The following is a 15,759-nucleotide window of genomic DNA, read 5'->3' on the forward strand; positions in this document are numbered from 1 at the left end:
AGAAGACCGCACGCCCGCGGCCGCCGCGCCGCGCACAGGAAGGAACACCGTGACCACAGAGGCATTCATTTATGAAGCCATCCGCACCCCACGCGGCAAGGGAAAGGCCAGCGGCTCGCTGCACTCGGTGAAGCCGATCGACCTGGTCACCGGCCTGGTCGCCGAGCTGCGCACCCGCTTCCCGAACCTGGACGAGAACCGCATCTCCGACATGGTCCTCGGCGTCGTGTCCCCGCTCGGCGACCAGGGCGCCGACATCGCCCGCACCGCAGTGACCGTCGCGGGCCTGCCCGAGACGGTCGGCGGCGTGCAGATCAACCGCTTCTGTGCCTCCGGCCTCGAGGCCGTGAACATGGCCGCGCAGAAGGTGCGGTCCGGCTGGGACGAACTGGTCATCGCCGGCGGCGTCGAGTCGATGTCCCGGGTGAAGATGGGCTCCGACGGCGGCGCCTGGATGCAGGACCCGGCCACCAACTTCGACACCTACCTGGTGCCGCAGGGCATCGGCGCCGACCTGATCGCCACCATGGAGGGCTTCACCCGCGAGGACGTCGACACCTACGCGGCCCGCTCGCAGGACCTTGCGGCGAAGGCGTGGGCGGGCGGCTACTTCGCCAAGTCCGTCGTCCCGGTCAAGGACATCAACGGTGTCACCGTCCTCGACCAGGACGAGCACATGCGTCCCGGCACCACTGTCGAATCGCTCGCAGGCCTGGCTCCGGCGTTTGCCGGCATCGGAGAGATGGGCGGCTTCGACGCGGTTGCGCTGCAGAAGTACCACTGGGTCGAGAAGATCAACCACGTCCACCACGGTGGCAACAGCTCCGGCATCGTCGACGGTGCCGCGCTGGTGCTCGTCGGCTCCGAGCGGGCAGGCAAGGAGATGGGCCTGACCCCGCGGGCCCGCGTCGTCGCGACCGCGACCTCCGGCGCCGACTCCACGATCATGCTCACCGGACCGACCCCGGCAGCGCACAAGGTGCTCGCCCAGGCCGGGCTGACCGTCGACGACATCGACCTGTTCGAGATCAACGAGGCATTCGCCTCGGTCGCGATGAAGTTCCAGAAGGACCTGAAGATCCCGGACGAGAAGCTGAACGTCAACGGCGGCGCGATCGCGATGGGCCACCCGCTCGGCGCGACCGGCGCCATGATCACCGGCACCATGGTCGACGAGCTCGAGCGCCGCGGCGCCAAGCGCGCCCTGGTGACGCTGTGCATCGGCGGCGGCATGGGCGTGGCCACCATCATCGAGCGCGTCTGACGCTCACGACACCGATCAGGAGAGACGAAACAGTGAGCGAACAGAACATCATCGCCTGGGAGCAGGACGCCGACGGCATCGTCGTGCTCACCATCGACGACCCGAACCAGGGCGCGAACACCATGAACGACCGGTACATCGCGTCGATGCGCGCGACCGTGGACCGGCTGCACGCGGAGAAGGACACCATCACCGGTGTCGTGCTCACCTCCGGCAAGAAGACCTTCTTCGCCGGCGGCGACCTGAAGAACATGATCAAGGCGGGCCCGGCCGACGCCGAGCACATCTACCACCACAGCCTGAACCTCAAGGCCGACCTGCGTCGCCTCGAGACCCTCGGCAAGCCGGTCGTCACCTGCATCAACGGTGCCGCGCTCGGCGGCGGCCTCGAGATCGCCCTCGCCACCCACCACCGGATCGCCGCGGATGTCCGGGGCGTCAAGATCGGTCTGCCCGAGGTCACCCTCGGCCTGCTGCCCGGCGGCGGCGGCGTGGTCCGCATGGTCCGCAAGTTCGGCATCATGACCGCGCTGACTCAGCACCTGCTGCAGGGTCAGCAGCGGGCGCCGCAGCAGGCCCTCGCCGCTGGCGTCATCGACGAGGTCGTCGCCTCCGTCGAGGAGCTGGTCCCCGCGGCGAAGGCGTGGATCACGGCCAACCCGGACAAGGGCACCCAGCCGTGGGACGAGAAGGGCTTCAAGATCCCCGGCGGCACCCCGTCCACCCCGGCGTTCGCGGCGAACCTGCCCGCCATCCCGGCGAACCTGCGCAAGCAGCTCAAGGGCGCCAACATGCCCGCACCGCGCGCGATCCTCGCCGCCGCGGTCGAGGGCAGCCAGGTCGACATCGACAACGCGCTCAAGATCGAGTCCCGCTACTTCACCTCGCTGGTCACCGGCGACGTCGCGAAGAACATGATCCAGGCGTTCTTCTTCGACATGCAGGCCATCGGCTCCGGCGCGTCGCGTCCGAAGGACATCCCGAAGCGGGAAATCAAGAAGGTCGGCGTCCTCGGCGCGGGCATGATGGGCGCGGGCATCGCGTACGTGTGCGCGAAGGCCGGAATCCCGGTGGTGCTCAAGGACGTCGAGCTCGCCGCCGCTGAGCGGGGCAAGGGCTACGCGGAGAAGATCGAGGCCAAGGCGCTCTCGCGCGGCAAGACCACCGAGGAGAAGTCGAAGGCCCTCCTTGACCTCATCACCCCGACCGCGGACGCCGCCGACTTCGCCGGTGTCGACTTCGTCGTCGAGGCCGTTTTCGAGTCGCCCGAGCTGAAGAAGAAGGTCTTCGCCGAGATCGAGGACATCGTCGACGCCGACGCCCTGCTCGGCTCGAACACCTCGACGCTGCCGATCACCGACCTGGCGACCGGCGTCAAGCGGCCGGAGGACTTCATCGGCATCCACTTCTTCTCCCCGGTCGACAAGATGCCGCTGGTCGAGATCATCCGCGGCGAGAAGACCACGGACGAGACCCTCGCCCGGGTCTTCGACTTCGTGCAGAAGATCCGCAAGACCCCGATCGTGGTCAACGATTCGCGGGGCTTCTTCACCTCCCGCGTCATCGGCACGTTCGTCAACGAGGCGATCGGGATGGTCGCCGAGGGCATCGAGCCGGCCACCATCGAGCAGGCCGGCATGCAGGCCGGCTACCCGGCGGCGCCGCTGCAGCTGTCGGACGAGCTGAACCTGACGCTGATGCAGAAGATCCGCGCCGAGTCGAAGGCCGCCGCGCTCGCCGAGGGCAAGACGCTGCCCGCCGACCCGGCAGGCGACGTCATCAACTACCTGGTTGAGGGCAACGACCGCAAGGGCCGCCTGGGCGGTGCCGGCTTCTACGACTACGCGGACGGCAAGCGCACCGGCCTGTGGCAGGGCCTGCGGGACCACTTCGAGTCGGGTTCGGCGACCCCGCCGATCCAGGACCTGATCGACCGGATGCTGTTCATCGAGGCGATCGAGACGGTCAAGTGCTTCGACGAGGGCGTCATCACGTCCACCGCCGACGCCAACATCGGCTCCATCATGGGCATCGGCTACCCGGCCTGGACCGGCGGCGTGAGCCAGTTCGTCACCGGCTACCCGGGCGGCAAGGCGGGCTTCGTCGCCCGCGCCGAGGAGCTCGCAGCGAAGTACGGCGAGCGCTTCACCCCGCCCGCGTCGCTCAAGGGCTGACCGCAGTCGGGGGCCCTCGTCGTCCGGATTCCCGGCCGGCGAGGGCCCTCGATTCGTCGGTTCTAGGGCTTCCACCAGGGGCGGAGGGGGACGTTCGCGTTCCCGTCGCGGCCGACCCTGACGGCGAGGACCTGATGCAACTGCACCACGTTGCGTTCGAAGCCGAGCTGCGATCCCGCCATGTACAGGCCCCACACCTTCGCGGTGCCCTCCCCGACCTCGGCGACGCACTCGTCCCAGTTGGCCTCGAGGTTGCGGCACCAGCCGGCCAACGTCAGCGCGTAGGACTCGCGCAGGTTCTCCTCGTGCCGCACCTCCAGCCCGACATCCTGGACCTCGGTGATGATGCGGCCCGAGCCGGTCAGCTCCCCGTCCGGGAACACGTACCGGTCGATGAACCCGCCCGCCCTTGCGTTGTGCTTGTTGTCCGGTCGGGTGATGCAGTGGTTGAGCATCAGGCCGCCGTCCCGCAGCTTCGACTTGATGAACCCGAAGTAGGCGGGGTAGTTCGCGACCCCGATGTGCTCGGTCAGGCCGATCGACGACACCGCGTCGAATCCGGTCTCGGCGATGTCCCGGTAGTCGGAGTGCCGGACCTCCGCCAGATCCGACAGGCCCTCGGCCGCGATCGCCCGCTGTGCCCACTCGGCCTGCTCGGCGGACAGCGTCGCGCCGATCACCTTGACCCCGCGGCGGGCGGCGTACCGAACCATTCCGCCCCACCCACACCCGATGTCGAGGAGACGGTCGCCCTTCGCCAGGTTCAGCTTGTCGAACACCAGCCGGTACTTGTTTTCTTGGGCACCCTCGAGGGACTGCTCCTCCGACTCGTACGCGGCGCAGGTGTACGTCATCGACGGGCCGAGAACCTTCTCGTAGAAGGCGTTGGAGACGTCGTAGTGGTGGTGGATCGATTCCGCGTCGCGGGTCTTGGAGTGCCGCAGGCCCTCCGCGATGCGCCGCCACCGCGGCAGCGATTCCTGCGGCGGGGGAGCGATCGGCTTGAGGACGTCCCACCCGAGGGATCGGGTGATCTGGGCCAGTTCGCGGGGGGTGGGGCGGCTGAAGTGCAGTTGCTCGCCGAGTACCCGGAGCACCTCGTACGGATTGCCGGGATGCGCGCCGACGATCTCGAGGTCGCCGGAGATGTATGCCCGGGCTAGGCCCAGATCACCGGGTGCCGTCACCAGGTACGTCGTGCCGCGGGGGGAGCGGAGATTCAGGTGGAACTTCGCATCGGTTGAGCCGAGCGAGCTGCCGTCGTACGCGGTGAAGTACACCGGTAGGTCCTTGCCGACGACGATCTCGAGGATCTCGGCGATCGACAGCCTTCCTGCGTCGGTGCCGTCCTTCCGGGATGCGGTCCTCGAGTCCTTGAATGTGGTCACTTGCGTTGCACCGCCTTCGAATACAGGTCCAATAGTCGTGAGTTCGGGTCGTACTTCCTCTTCAGTTCCTCGTAACGTTCGCCGCCGTAGAGGGCGGTGAACTCGTCCTTCGCGTAGTAGGCGTCCGAGTACAGCGACTTGTGCCCGTCGAACTCGGTCACCGTGCGCTCGATGCGACGGTTCGTTGCCCCCTCGGGTTCGCCGGGGACGATCGGCACCGACGACCAGAACCCGATGTTGACGTACGTGCGTTTCGGTTCGAGGGGGTACAGCGGCCACGGCCGGTCGGCCGCCGCGCCGGTGGGCGCCGGTTCGCGCAGCCGCAGCGGGCACAACCAGATGGGCTCGATCGGAATCTCCCGGAGGAACCAGTGCACGAAGTCGGCGGTCCGCTCGATCGGGACCTCGACGTCCTGCACGACCCGCTCCCGCGGCGGCAGCCCCTTGCGCTGCTCGAGCCGGTCGCCGATGTCGTACCGCTGGTCGAGCCCGATCAGCTTCCAGTAGAAGCTGCTGCGCAGGTAGCGCTTCGGCCACCACCGGCGGATCCGCGGATTCTGGGTGCCGAACGCGCGTGAGCACCAGAACCAGTCGGTGTCCCACCGCCACAGGTAGTCGTGGATCGTCAGCCGGTCGGTCTTCGGGTGGTTCACCGACTCGTGCTGGATGGACCGGTAGTAGATGTCCATGCCGGTGTAGTCGGACACCGGTCCCGGCTCGTCGGTCTGCGTGCCGAGCGTCAGGTACGACTCGGTCGCGGAGAACACGACGCCGTCGAGATAGTCGACGGCGACGCCGTCGTGCAGGCGGGTGCGGGCGATGGTGTCCATCGTGGACTGCAGCGTCTCGACGTCGTCGAACCGCAGGTGACGCAGGGCGACAAAGGGTTTGACCGGTTCCAGCCGAATCCGCAGTCGGGTCGAGTAGCCGAGGGTGCCGTAGGAGTTGGGGAAGCCGTAGAACAGGTCCGCGTGCTCGCCGTCGGGCGTCGCGGTGACGATCTCGCCGCTGCCGGTGAGAACGTCGATCTCAAGCACGGACTCGTGCGGCAGGCCGTTCCGGAAGGACGTGGACTCGATGCCGAGGCCGGTGACGGCACCGCCGAGGGTGATCGTCTTGAGTTGGGGCACGACCAGCGGCGCCAGCCCGTAGGGCAGCGTCGCGGCGACGAGGTTCTCGTAGGTGCACATGCCGGCGACGTCGGCGGTGCGGGCATCGGGGTCGACGGAGATCACCCGGTCCAGGCCGGACACGTCGAGCCCGGGCGCATTCGTCTTCGCGCGGGCACGGAAGAGGTTCGACGTCTTCTTCGCGAGCCGCACGGCAGCGGCGGGCGGGATGGCGTGGTAGCTCGCCAACAGGCGGTCGACCCCCGCACGGTGGGCCTGCGGCCCGATCTCGAGCGGAGTGGTCGATCGCCGGGTCGATCGCCTGCGGAATGCACTGGAAGTGACTGCCACTCTTCGACGCTATCCCCTGACCGGCTTCCGGGCGATGGAAGGTGGCAGCGCGTCGCGAAATCGCCGCCTCGCCGCGCGGCAACGCCGAAGCTGTGATACGAGGCACAGCCGTCTCGGGGAAGGTGGCCGGGACCGTGACGGACCAGGCACGATGGGTGGATGCGTGGGCGGCGCGGTGCCGGCCCGTCAGTAGTGAGGAGAACCCGGTGGGACAGGTCAGTGCCAGCAGCTCGGTCGAGGTCGCAGCGGTTCCGGAGGCGGCCCTCGCGGCGATCGCGGACTACCAGACCGTCCGTCCTCGGATCCTGTCGGAGCACTATTCCGACTACCGCGTGCTCGAGGGCGGGCAGGGCGCGGGAACCGTCGCGTCCTGGGCGCTCAAGGCGACGGAGAAGCGCACCCGCAATGTCACGGCCACGATCACCGTGTCGGGGGACACCGTGACGGAGACCGACGCCAACTCGAGCATGGTGACGACCTGGACGGTCACCCCGCACGGTTCGGGGTCCACGGTCACCACCACCACGGCGTGGAACGGTGCCGGTGGCATCGGCGGATTCTTTGAGCGGACCTTCGCGCCGCTGGGCCTCAAGAAGATTCAGGCGGAGGTCCTCGCGAAGCTGGCTCGCGAACTCAGCTGACGAGGTACCGGGAGATGCCCTGGGCGAGGGCGGTCGCGTAGCGTGCGCGGCCGCCCTCGTCCGTCATCTGTCGTGCCTCGTCGGCGTTGCGCATGTTGCCGAGTTCCACCAGGATCGACGGGCGCTCGGCCAGGTTCAGCCCGGCGAGGTCGGCGCGCGGCTGCAGCCCGCCCGACCCGGCGTAGGTCGACGGGGTCAGGCCCCGCTCGACGAGCGCGTCCCGCATCGCGGTGGCGAAGGTGACCGACGGCCCGGCCTGGACGTCGTTGAGCGGCGGCGCCGAATAGCAGACGTGGAAGCCGTGCTGGTCCGGTCCCGCTCCGTCCGCGTGTACCGCGACGACGGCGTCCGCGGCGGCTGCGTTCGCGGCCGCCGCGCGTTCGTCGACGCAGCTGCCGACGGACGCGTCGTCGGTGCGGCTGAGCAGCACCCGGGCGCCGAGCTCCTCCAGTTCGGTACGCAGCAGGCCGGTCACCTGCCAGGTGAGGGTGTGCTCCGGGTAGCCGGCGTCGGTGGCGGTCCCGGTGGTCTGACAGTCCTTGGTGTCGCCCCGCCCGGTCGGGACCTGCGCGGTCATCGCGGCGTCCTGCGACCCGCTGTGCCCGGGGTCGAGGAACACCGTCCTGCCGGCAAGGGGGAGCTGCGGCGGCTCGGTCACCGCGGCGGCCCGCGCCGCGGAGGTGACCGGGGGTCCGGCCGAGGCAACGCCGTCGACGGGGATGGTGCACCCGGACAGTGCCAGCCCGGCAGCAGCGAAAACGGCACCGTGCGTGATTTTTACCCCGGTCGGGGTAAAAATCACGCACAGGCGGCGTAGCCGCGTCGTCGCTCGCACGCGCTCACCGTAGCCGGGTGCGTCTACGCTGGCGAGCACACACGCGCAGAAAGGACCGCAAACGTGCAGCCCGGTGGACAGCCCGATATGCAGCAACTCCTCGCTCAGGCCCAGCAGATGCAGCAGCAACTGATGGCCGCGCAGGCCGAGATCGCCCAGACCGAGGTCACCGGCCAGGCCGGTGGTGGCCTGGTCACCGCCACCGTCAAGGGAACGGGCGAGGTGGTTGCGCTCGCGATCGACCCGAAGGTCGTCGACCCGGACGACGTGGAAACACTGCAGGACCTGGTGATCGGTGCCATCGCGGACGCGGCGGGCAAGGCGCAGGAGATCGCGGCTGGCAAGCTCGGCCCCCTCGCGGGCGGCATGCCCGGACTTCCCTTCTAGCGAGGCGGAGCGTGTACGAGGGTCCGGTCCAGGATCTGATCGACGAACTCGGCAAGCTGCCGGGTGTCGGGCCGAAGAGTGCGCAGCGCATCGCGTTCCATCTGCTCGGCGTCGAGCCGCCGGAGATCGAGCGGCTGCAGAACGCACTCCAGCGGGTGCGCGACGGCGTGCAGTTCTGCATCGTGTGCGGGACGGTGTCCGACAAGGAGCGGTGCCGGATCTGCTCCGACGAGCGACGCGATCGCACCATCATCTGTGTGGTCGAGGAGCCGAAGGATGTGCAGGCGATCGAGCGCACCCGCGAGTTCCGTGGGCGCTACCACGTTCTTGGCGGTGCACTGGATCCGCTCAGCGGGGTCGGGCCCGACCAGCTTCGTATTCGGGAGTTGTTGGCGCGCATCGGCAATCAGGAGGACGGCGTCGATGTCGCCGAGGTGATCATCGCCACCGACCCGAACACCGAGGGGGAGGCGACCGCGACCTATCTGGTGCGGATGCTGCGGGACTTCCCCGGTCTAACCGTCACCCGGCTCGCGTCCGGATTGCCGATGGGCGGCGACCTGGAGTTCGCCGACGAGCTGACCCTCGGGCGGGCACTGTCCGGCAGGCGCACCATGTGACTCCGCCGCCGTCGCACCCGGCGGCGGCGGTCACGCCTGCTCGGCCGCGTCGGGGTTGCCCGGCATCGTGTGACGCAGCGCGTCAACCAGCAACACCATTGCGGGGGAGAGGTTTTCGCCGCTGCGCACGACGCCGCACACCGGGACCTGCAGCCGGCCCTGTGCCTCCCGCATCACCTGCAGTCCGGTGCGTGGCGCGCTGCCCGACACCGTGCCCGCGTAGAGCACGGTCCAGGCCCGGGGATTGTTGATGACGTCGAGGATCGCGGTGTGGTCGCGGGCGATGGGCGGGCCGAATCGCGGGCGGCGTCCCGCCTCCACGAAGGCGTTCTCGATGACGGAGTGGATCAGCACCTGACTGCTCCGCGGCGGCAGCAGCAGCGGGTACGGCGCCAGTTCGCCCAGTTCGACGGAGGAGAACGCCGACAGCGGATGCTCGCTCGAGGTCACGATCATCAGGTCCTCGATGCCGAGCGGGATCGCCGACAGGCCCGGCCGGTCCGCGGTCCCGCGGATCAGCGCGATGTCGGCGTCACCGGACGCGACCGCGTCGATCCGCTCGGTGAACCGCTTGATGACGAACTCGATGTCGAGGTCGGGGTAGCGGGCGCGCACCTCGGCGATCGCGTCGAGGCTCTGGGGTGCGAAGGTCATGTTCGCGGTGATCCGGATCCGGTTGCGCGGTTCCTTGGCGACCGCGAGTGCCTGGGTCTCCAGCGCCAGCACCTGCTGGGCGATCGGGACCAGGCGGGAGCCGGCAGGGGTGGTCCGCACCACCCGAGTGGACCGGTCGAAGAGCGTGGTGCCGAGTTCGTGTTCGAGCTTGGCGATCTGATGGCTGATCGCGGACTGCGAGATGAAGCACTTCGTCGCGGCGCGGCTGAAGCTGAGCTCCTCGCTCACCGCGAGGAAGTAGCGAAGCTGCCGGAAGTCCACCCGACCATCCTACTTATGAGCAAACGCGATAACTGAATTGCGAATGGTCCAGGATCCTGGCGGCCCGCCGGGGTAAGTACCTAGCGTGGCTATCTGAACTGATTCAGCGTTGATTCAGCAGGAGGTTTCTCGTGGGTGAGGCAGTGAAGGACCGGACCGAGGTCGTCATCGTTGGGTCGGGATTCGGTGCCCTTGCGGCGGCGAAGAAGCTGGCCAAGGCGGGTAAGCCCTTCGTGCTGATCTCCGAGACCACCGAGCACCTCTTCCAGCCCCTGCTGTACCAGGTGGCGACCGGCGTCCTCGCCCCGGGCGAGATCGCACCGTCGGTGCGGGCCATCCTCGCCAAGTACCCCACGGCCGACGTCCGGCTCGGCCGGGTCGTCGGCGTCGACGCCGCGGCCAAGGAGCTCGTCTACGAGGCGGCTGGCGAACGGCACACCCTCGGCTACGACTCGCTCGTCGCCGCGACCGGCGCCCGCCAGTCGTACTTCGGTCGCGATGAGTTCTCGAAGGTCACCTACGCACTCAAGACGGTGCGCGACGCGGAGCGGCTGCGCGACCAGATCGTCCGCTGCTTCGAGGAGGCGCACACCACCAGCGACCTCGAGCGCCGCAAGAACCTGCTCAGCTTCATCGTGATCGGTGCCGGTGCAACCGGCGTCGAGCTCGCGGGCCAGATCAAGGAGCTGGCGGGTCGCTACTTCGAGCAGTCGATCCGCGGAATCACCGCAGCCGACGTCACCGTCACCCTCGTCGAGGGCGCCGGGGTCGCGATGCCCGCCTACGGTGGCAAGCTCAGCGAATACACCAAGGCGTCGCTCGAGAAGTCCGGCGTCGAGGTGGTGCTCAATACGCTCGTCACCGACATCGACGATCACGGGGCCACCCTCAAGGCGCACGGCGAGCAGGAGGGCGTCCGGCGGACCGCAGAGACCGTTATCTGGTCGGCGGGCGTGCAGGCCAACGACTTTGCCCGCGTGCTCGCCGAGGCCACCGGCTGCGAGACCGACCGCGCGGGCCGGCTGCTGGTCAACCCGGATCTCACGGTCGGCGGGCGAGCCGACATCTTCGCGGTCGGCGACATGACCTCGCTGAACAATCTGCCCGGGCAGTCCCCGGTCGCCATGCAGGGCGGTCGCCACGTCGCCCGAACGATCCTCGGGAAGACCAAGCGCGGCACCCCCTTCGCGTTCCGCGACAAGGGCAGCATGGCGATCATCAACCGGTTCCGGGCCGTCACCAAGGTCAAGAGCATCGAGCTCACCGGGGTCGTCGCCTGGGTGCTGTGGCTCGCCGTGCACATGGTCTACCTGGTCGGCTTCCGCAACCGGTACGTCGCGGTGATGTCGTGGTGCGGTTCGTTCCTCGGTCACCGCCGCCCGCACTTCCACTACGCGCAGAAGGAGCAGGCGATCATCGAACCCACTGCCGCCGAGCAAGGTTCGACGGACGCAACGATCGAGCCCGAGGTGATCAAGAGCGTGCTCCCCGCCGCTCCGAAGGAGCCCGTCACCGTTTCCTGACCTCCGTCGAACCGACGGACCGACACCGACAACCGCGTCTCACCCCCGGGTGGGCGCGGTTGTCGGCCTTCGGGAGCCGGATCGTGAGTTCGAAAACCTAAGTGTCGACACCGAGTACGCGTGTTCCCACCGCCGCGACAGCTCACCCCGGCGGTGCTAGCGTGCCGCCATGCGCATCCGGCACGGGGGCTTCTTGGTTCGACTGTGGGTCACCACCCTTGCGGTGACGGTCGTGGTCGGTGGCGGCACCGCCGTTGCCCAGTCCAGTGGCAGCGCAGGCGGTGAGGGGTCCGTCGGCACGGGGTCGCTCACCGACGGCACCGGGTCGGACGGGCAACCGCTGAACGGCACCACCCTGATCACCGGGTCGATGGGCACGGGGTCGCTGGCCCGGTCCCCGCTGGGATCGGTTCTGCCGCCGCTGGTCGACGCCGTCGTCCCGGCACCGAACCCGCCCTATCCGGACCTGGACGCGCTGTGGCAGGCGGTGCTGCCCTCGCCGATCGGCGACCCATTCTTCGACGACTACCCGCCCGGGCTGCCCGGGATGGCCAACGGGCAGGTCATCGAGACGCGGGACGTCACCGCGGTGGCGTCGCAGCTCCTGCGCGGTCCGGTCCGCGAGGTGCGGCAGTTCAAGGTCAAGACCACCGACGCGCACGGGGCCCCGTCCTTCGCGACCGCGACGCTGGTGGTGCCCGCCACCCCGTGGGCTGGTCCCGGCCCGCGTCCGGTACTGGTCAACAACGTCCCGATCAACGGTCTTGGCCGCGACTGCACGCCGTCGTACACACTCGCACATGGGATCACGCCGTCGACGAATCCGTTCGAGCTGCTGCGGCCGGTGACGGCGAAGGCGGAGGAACGCGGGTACGCGGTGCTCATCCCCGACCACGAGGGTCCGCGGATGGCCTACGGTGAACCGTTCGTCGCCGGGCACGCGATCCTCGACACGATCCGCGGGATGCGCACCCTGTATCCCGCGGAGTTCGGGACGAGCAAGCTCGCGATGATGGGCTACTCCGGAGGGGCGATCGCGACCAGCGGCGCGGTCAAGCTGCTCGACGCGTACGCACCCGAGTTGGCGGCGGACATCGCTGGCGCCGCGATCGGCGGCGTGCCCGCCGACTACGACATGCTCGGGCGCACGATGAACGGAAACCTCGCGGGCGGACTGTTCATGGCCGCAGTGCTCGGGGTGGCGCGGGAGCGGACCGAGATCCTGACCCTGATGAACGACCTCGGCGAGCGGGTCGGCACGTCCGGGCTGCGGAACGGATGCGTGATGACGCTGGCGCTGCTCGGCGTCCCCGGGATCCCGATCGAGGCGCTCGCCAACATCAAGCAGGTTCTGAGTTCGCCTGTCGCGCAAGGCATCTTTGCGGAGCTGAAGATGACGAACAAGCCGTCCGGGACGCCGCTGTACATCTACAACGGTGGCCAGGAGTTCTGGATTCCGGCGCTCGGCACCCAGCGCCTCTTTGCCGAGCAGTGCGGGCTCGGGGTGCCCACCGTGTACCGGCAGGTGCCCGGCGAGCACGTCATCGGCGAACTCACCGGGAATCCCGGCGCGTTCGACTGGGTCGATGCGCGACTGCGGGGGGAGCCTGCGCCGAGCGGGTGCTGACGCCGTTCACGCGCGCGGCAGGTACCCGACAAGGAAGGCATGGACCCCGTCCGCGACCCCCGCGCGCAGGTCCGCGTCGGCCGGCGGCGTCCCGTCGACCGCGGTGCGATCGGCCACCTCCGCGTTGATCAGCGCCAGGTAGTGGCGGGCCGTGCGCTCAGGTTGGGCCACCCGAAGCCTGCCCTCGGCCTGCAGGCGTTCGAAGCCTGCCGCAACGGCGCGATGCACGCGTCGCGGGCCCGCCTCCTGCCACGCCCGTAGCGACGCGGCGGGGAAGTGCGCGGCTTCGACGCTGATCTGCCGCACGATCGCGAAGTGGTCGGCGAACTCGTCGCGCACGCTGCTGGTCACCAGGTCGAAGCCGAGCCCAACCAGGGCGGCCTCGAGGTCGGTCTCGGCGGCGAGATGCCTGTCCAGCATCGCGATCTGCGCCTCGGCGACCTCGGACGCGCTGGCCGTCACGGTCTCGGTGAACAGCGCCTCCTTGCCGTCGAAGTGGTTGTACAGCGTGCGGGTGGACGCCCCCGCCTCCGCGGCGATGACGTCGATTCCGGCGCGGGCGAAGCCGTCCCGGCCGAACACCTTCCTCGCCGCGTGGAGGATCGCGGTGCGCTTGTCGGAGGGTCGGGTCCGGCTCGCGGCGGTCGAGGTGTTGGCGCTGGTCATGGGCACGATCCTAACGCAAGTACAACGACCGTTGCAATTATGCAACGGGCGTTGTACTTTGGCGTCATGACCACAACAGCCACCCGGCGCGGCCGCGACACCGCGGTGCACCCCGACGCCCATCGCGTCACCCTCGCCGCCGTCCTCCTCGGCTCCCTGATCGGGCCGATGCTGATGTCCGGGACGGCCGTCGCGCTGCCGTCGATTGCCGCGGACCTGAACGCCTCCGGCGGTGCGGTGCAGTGGGTCGTCACCGGCTACTTCCTGTCCGCCGCCTGCTCCATGCTGGTCGCCGGATCCCTCGCAGACCGGTTCGGGCGCCGCCGAGTCCTGCGGGTCGGTGCCGCGATCTACGTCATCGGCACGGCCGCCGTTGCGGCAGCACCGAACATCTGGATGCTCAACCTGGCGAGGACGGCATCCGGCATCGGGGCGGCCGGGATCATGGTCGCGGGAGGAGCGTTGCTCGCCGCGACCTTCGACGGTCCGGCGCGGACCAGGGCCTTCGCCGCCGTCGGGTCGACGGCGGGCGTGGGTCTGGCGATCGGCCCGACGGTCGCGGGCCTGCTGGTCGGCGGGATGGGGTGGCGGGCAACCTTCCTCGTCTTCGCGGTGCTCGGGTCGCTGATCCTCGCCGGGGCGGCGGTCGTCGCGGAGTCCCGTTCCGACTCACCAACGGGCATGGACCACGCCGGACTCGTCACGCTCGTCGGGGGGCTCGGTCTGATCCTGCTTGCGGTCACGCAAGTGTCCGAGGCGGCGGGAGCCAGCCCCCGGGTGCTGGGCCAACTCGGACTGGGGGCGGCGCTTCTCGTTGCGTTCGTGGCGATCGAGCGGCGAGCCCAGAGTCCGCTGCTCGACCTGGATCTGTTGCGGGACAGGCATTTTGTTGCATGGTGCTTGGCCTCCGGCCTCCTTGCCCTCGGATCGACCACCGTCCTCGTCTCCCTGCCGACCTATCTCCAGGGCGTGAACGGTCTCGCACCGGGGCGCGCGGGTGCCGTCATGCTGATGCTGACCGTCCCGGTGATGGCGGTCCCCGCGCTCGGTGCCCGGCTGGTCAACCGGGGAGTCTCGCCGCGACTGCTCATCACCGCGGCTCTGGTCGCGCTGGCGTTGGGAAACGCCTGGCTGCTCGTGCTCCATCCCGGCATCTCCACCGCCGAACTTGTTGGCCCCCTCGTCGCCATCGGTGCGGGCAACGGCCTCGCGATCGGCATCATCGACGCCCAGGCGATGGCCCTCGTCCCGCCCGATCGGGTGGGGATGGCCGCCGGACTGCTCAACACCGTGCGCGGCGCGTCGAATGCCGTCCTGCTCGCACTGTTCGGTGCGGCGATGGCCACGATGCTGCGCACCCGGATCGGGGATGGGCCGCTCGCCAGTCGGGTGCTGTCGGGTGAACTCGACGGCCCGGACATCGACTTCCTTTCCGACGCCCTCACCCAGGCGTGGCGGAGCGCGCTGCTCGTCATCGCCCTGCTCTGCACGGCCGCCGCGGCCACCGTCGCGGCACTGCTCCGCCCCGCAACTGTCGTCTCACCCCTGTCCGCCTCAATCAAGGAGAACCGCTCATGACCACTCGCCGCCTGCGCATCGCCGTCATCACCGGCAGCACCAGGGACGGGCGCTTCGGCCCGACCGTGACCGCCTGGTTCGCCGAGCACGCCGCCTCGTTAGGGTCGGTCGACCTCGACATCGTGGACCTTGCCGAGTCCGAACTTCCTGTGGTGCATCCGGATTGGGGTGCTGAGCGGACGCCCGCGCACGCCCGGCTCGGCGTCCGACTCGATGCGGCGGACGCCTTCGTCATCGTCACCCCCGAGTACAACCACAGCTTCCCGGCGGCGCTGAAGAACGCGATCGACCTGTTCCGGGACGAATGGAGCGCCAAGCCGGTGGGATTCGTGTCGTACGGCGGGCTGGGCGGTGGATTGCGCGCGGTCGAACAGCTTCGCCTGGTGTTCGCGGAACTGCATGCCGTCACCGTCCGCGACAGCGTGAGCTTCCACGGTGCCGGATCCGTGTTCGACGACGGCAGGCCCATCGACCCCACCGTGTGCACGTCGGCCGCGACGAACATGCTCGACCAGCTCGTCTGGTGGGGGACCGCCCTGCGGGATGCGCGGACCGCGCGCCCCTACGGAATCGCGGCCTGACCCGGGCCGCCGCCGACTGCGGATTCGTCCCGGGCCGCATGTCGGTGCGGACACGTAGCTTGGGGCACGCACCAGTCCT

At 69.2% G+C, this 15,759-nt stretch carries 14 protein-coding genes; 9 read left to right on the plus strand and 5 right to left on the minus strand.

The window, feature by feature from the left end:
• The first annotated feature begins 49 nt into the window (after window positions 1–49).
• Complete coding sequence (locus tag ACFWPA_RS06215; RefSeq protein ID WP_378507672.1) at window positions 50–1,264, plus strand: acetyl-CoA C-acetyltransferase; 1,215 nt, start codon at window positions 50–52, stop codon at window positions 1,262–1,264.
• A gap of 32 nt (window positions 1,265–1,296) precedes the next feature.
• On the plus strand, window positions 1,297–3,438 hold the full coding sequence (locus ACFWPA_RS06220) for a 3-hydroxyacyl-CoA dehydrogenase NAD-binding domain-containing protein (RefSeq protein WP_378507673.1): 2,142 nt from the start codon (window positions 1,297–1,299) through the stop codon (window positions 3,436–3,438).
• Window positions 3,439–3,500: 62 nt separating this feature from the next.
• Here the strand turns inward: ACFWPA_RS06220 and ACFWPA_RS06225 are convergent, their stop codons facing one another.
• Together ACFWPA_RS06225 and ACFWPA_RS06230 are read right to left on the minus strand one after the other, a co-directional pair.
• Window positions 3,501–4,826: a class I SAM-dependent methyltransferase gene (locus tag ACFWPA_RS06225; protein ID WP_378507674.1), complete on the minus strand. Its 1,326-nt coding sequence runs from the start codon at window positions 4,824–4,826 to the stop codon at window positions 3,501–3,503.
• On the minus strand, window positions 4,823–6,223 hold the full coding sequence (locus ACFWPA_RS06230; protein WP_378507749.1) for an FAD-binding oxidoreductase: 1,401 nt from the start codon (window positions 6,221–6,223) through the stop codon (window positions 4,823–4,825). Before ACFWPA_RS06230 ends, ACFWPA_RS06225 begins: the two co-directional genes overlap by 4 nt.
• Window positions 6,224–6,492: 269 nt before the next feature.
• Here ACFWPA_RS06230 and ACFWPA_RS06235 point away from each other — a divergent pair, with 269 nt between their 5' ends.
• Window positions 6,493–6,927: an SRPBCC family protein gene (locus tag ACFWPA_RS06235; protein WP_378507675.1), complete on the plus strand. Its 435-nt coding sequence runs from the start codon at window positions 6,493–6,495 to the stop codon at window positions 6,925–6,927.
• Here ACFWPA_RS06235 and ACFWPA_RS06240 read toward each other — a convergent pair.
• Window positions 6,920–7,669, minus strand: coding sequence for an Rv3717 family N-acetylmuramoyl-L-alanine amidase (locus tag ACFWPA_RS06240; RefSeq protein WP_378569873.1), 750 nt, complete (start codon window positions 7,667–7,669; stop codon window positions 6,920–6,922). The genes ACFWPA_RS06235 and ACFWPA_RS06240 overlap by 8 nt on opposite strands.
• A 180-nt stretch (window positions 7,670–7,849) precedes the next feature.
• On the opposite strand from ACFWPA_RS06240, the gene ACFWPA_RS06245 reads away from it, so the two are divergent.
• Both ACFWPA_RS06245 and recR read left to right on the plus strand, forming a co-directional pair.
• Window positions 7,850–8,149 (plus strand): YbaB/EbfC family nucleoid-associated protein, encoded by a 300-nt coding sequence (locus ACFWPA_RS06245; RefSeq protein ID WP_378507677.1) that lies wholly within the window; start codon window positions 7,850–7,852, stop codon window positions 8,147–8,149.
• Between the two features lie 11 nt (window positions 8,150–8,160).
• The gene (gene recR / locus ACFWPA_RS06250; RefSeq protein ID WP_378507678.1) at window positions 8,161–8,769 is read left to right on the plus strand and encodes a recombination mediator RecR; all 609 of its coding nucleotides are present in this window, start codon (window positions 8,161–8,163) and stop codon (window positions 8,767–8,769) included.
• Window positions 8,770–8,799: 30 nt separating this feature from the next.
• Here recR and ACFWPA_RS06255 read toward each other — a convergent pair whose 3' ends face one another.
• A complete protein-coding gene (locus ACFWPA_RS06255; protein ID WP_378507679.1) occupies window positions 8,800–9,705 on the minus strand; it encodes a LysR family transcriptional regulator in 906 nt (301 codons plus the stop codon).
• Between the two features lie 143 nt (window positions 9,706–9,848).
• On the opposite strand from ACFWPA_RS06255, the gene ACFWPA_RS06260 reads away from it, so the two are divergent.
• Together ACFWPA_RS06260 and ACFWPA_RS06265 are read left to right on the plus strand one after the other, a co-directional pair.
• The gene (locus ACFWPA_RS06260) at window positions 9,849–11,228 is read left to right on the plus strand and encodes an NAD(P)/FAD-dependent oxidoreductase (protein ID WP_378507751.1); all 1,380 of its coding nucleotides are present in this window, start codon (window positions 9,849–9,851) and stop codon (window positions 11,226–11,228) included.
• Between the two features lie 169 nt (window positions 11,229–11,397).
• Window positions 11,398–12,855 (plus strand): lipase family protein, encoded by a 1,458-nt coding sequence (locus ACFWPA_RS06265; protein WP_378507680.1) that lies wholly within the window; start codon window positions 11,398–11,400, stop codon window positions 12,853–12,855.
• Between the two features lie 6 nt (window positions 12,856–12,861).
• Here ACFWPA_RS06265 and ACFWPA_RS06270 read toward each other — a convergent pair whose 3' ends face one another.
• Window positions 12,862–13,521 carry a TetR/AcrR family transcriptional regulator gene (locus ACFWPA_RS06270; RefSeq protein ID WP_378569841.1) on the minus strand — a complete coding sequence of 220 codons (660 nt, stop codon included), beginning with the start codon at window positions 13,519–13,521 and terminating at the stop codon, window positions 12,862–12,864.
• A gap of 66 nt (window positions 13,522–13,587) precedes the next feature.
• On the opposite strand from ACFWPA_RS06270, the gene ACFWPA_RS06275 reads away from it, so the two are divergent.
• Together ACFWPA_RS06275 and ACFWPA_RS06280 are read left to right on the plus strand one after the other, a co-directional pair.
• The gene (locus ACFWPA_RS06275) at window positions 13,588–15,099 is read left to right on the plus strand and encodes an MFS transporter (protein ID WP_378569842.1); all 1,512 of its coding nucleotides are present in this window, start codon (window positions 13,588–13,590) and stop codon (window positions 15,097–15,099) included.
• Entirely contained in the window at window positions 15,096–15,680 is a 585-nt protein-coding gene (locus tag ACFWPA_RS06280; RefSeq protein WP_378507683.1) for an NADPH-dependent FMN reductase, read from the plus strand. The genes ACFWPA_RS06275 and ACFWPA_RS06280 overlap by 4 nt, the downstream gene beginning before the upstream one ends.
• Window positions 15,681–15,759: the final 79 nt, after the last annotated feature.

The organism is Rhodococcus sp. NPDC058505 (assembly GCF_042720095.1).
In the GTDB taxonomy this organism is placed as follows: Bacteria; Actinomycetota; Actinomycetes; order Mycobacteriales; family Mycobacteriaceae; genus Rhodococcus_G.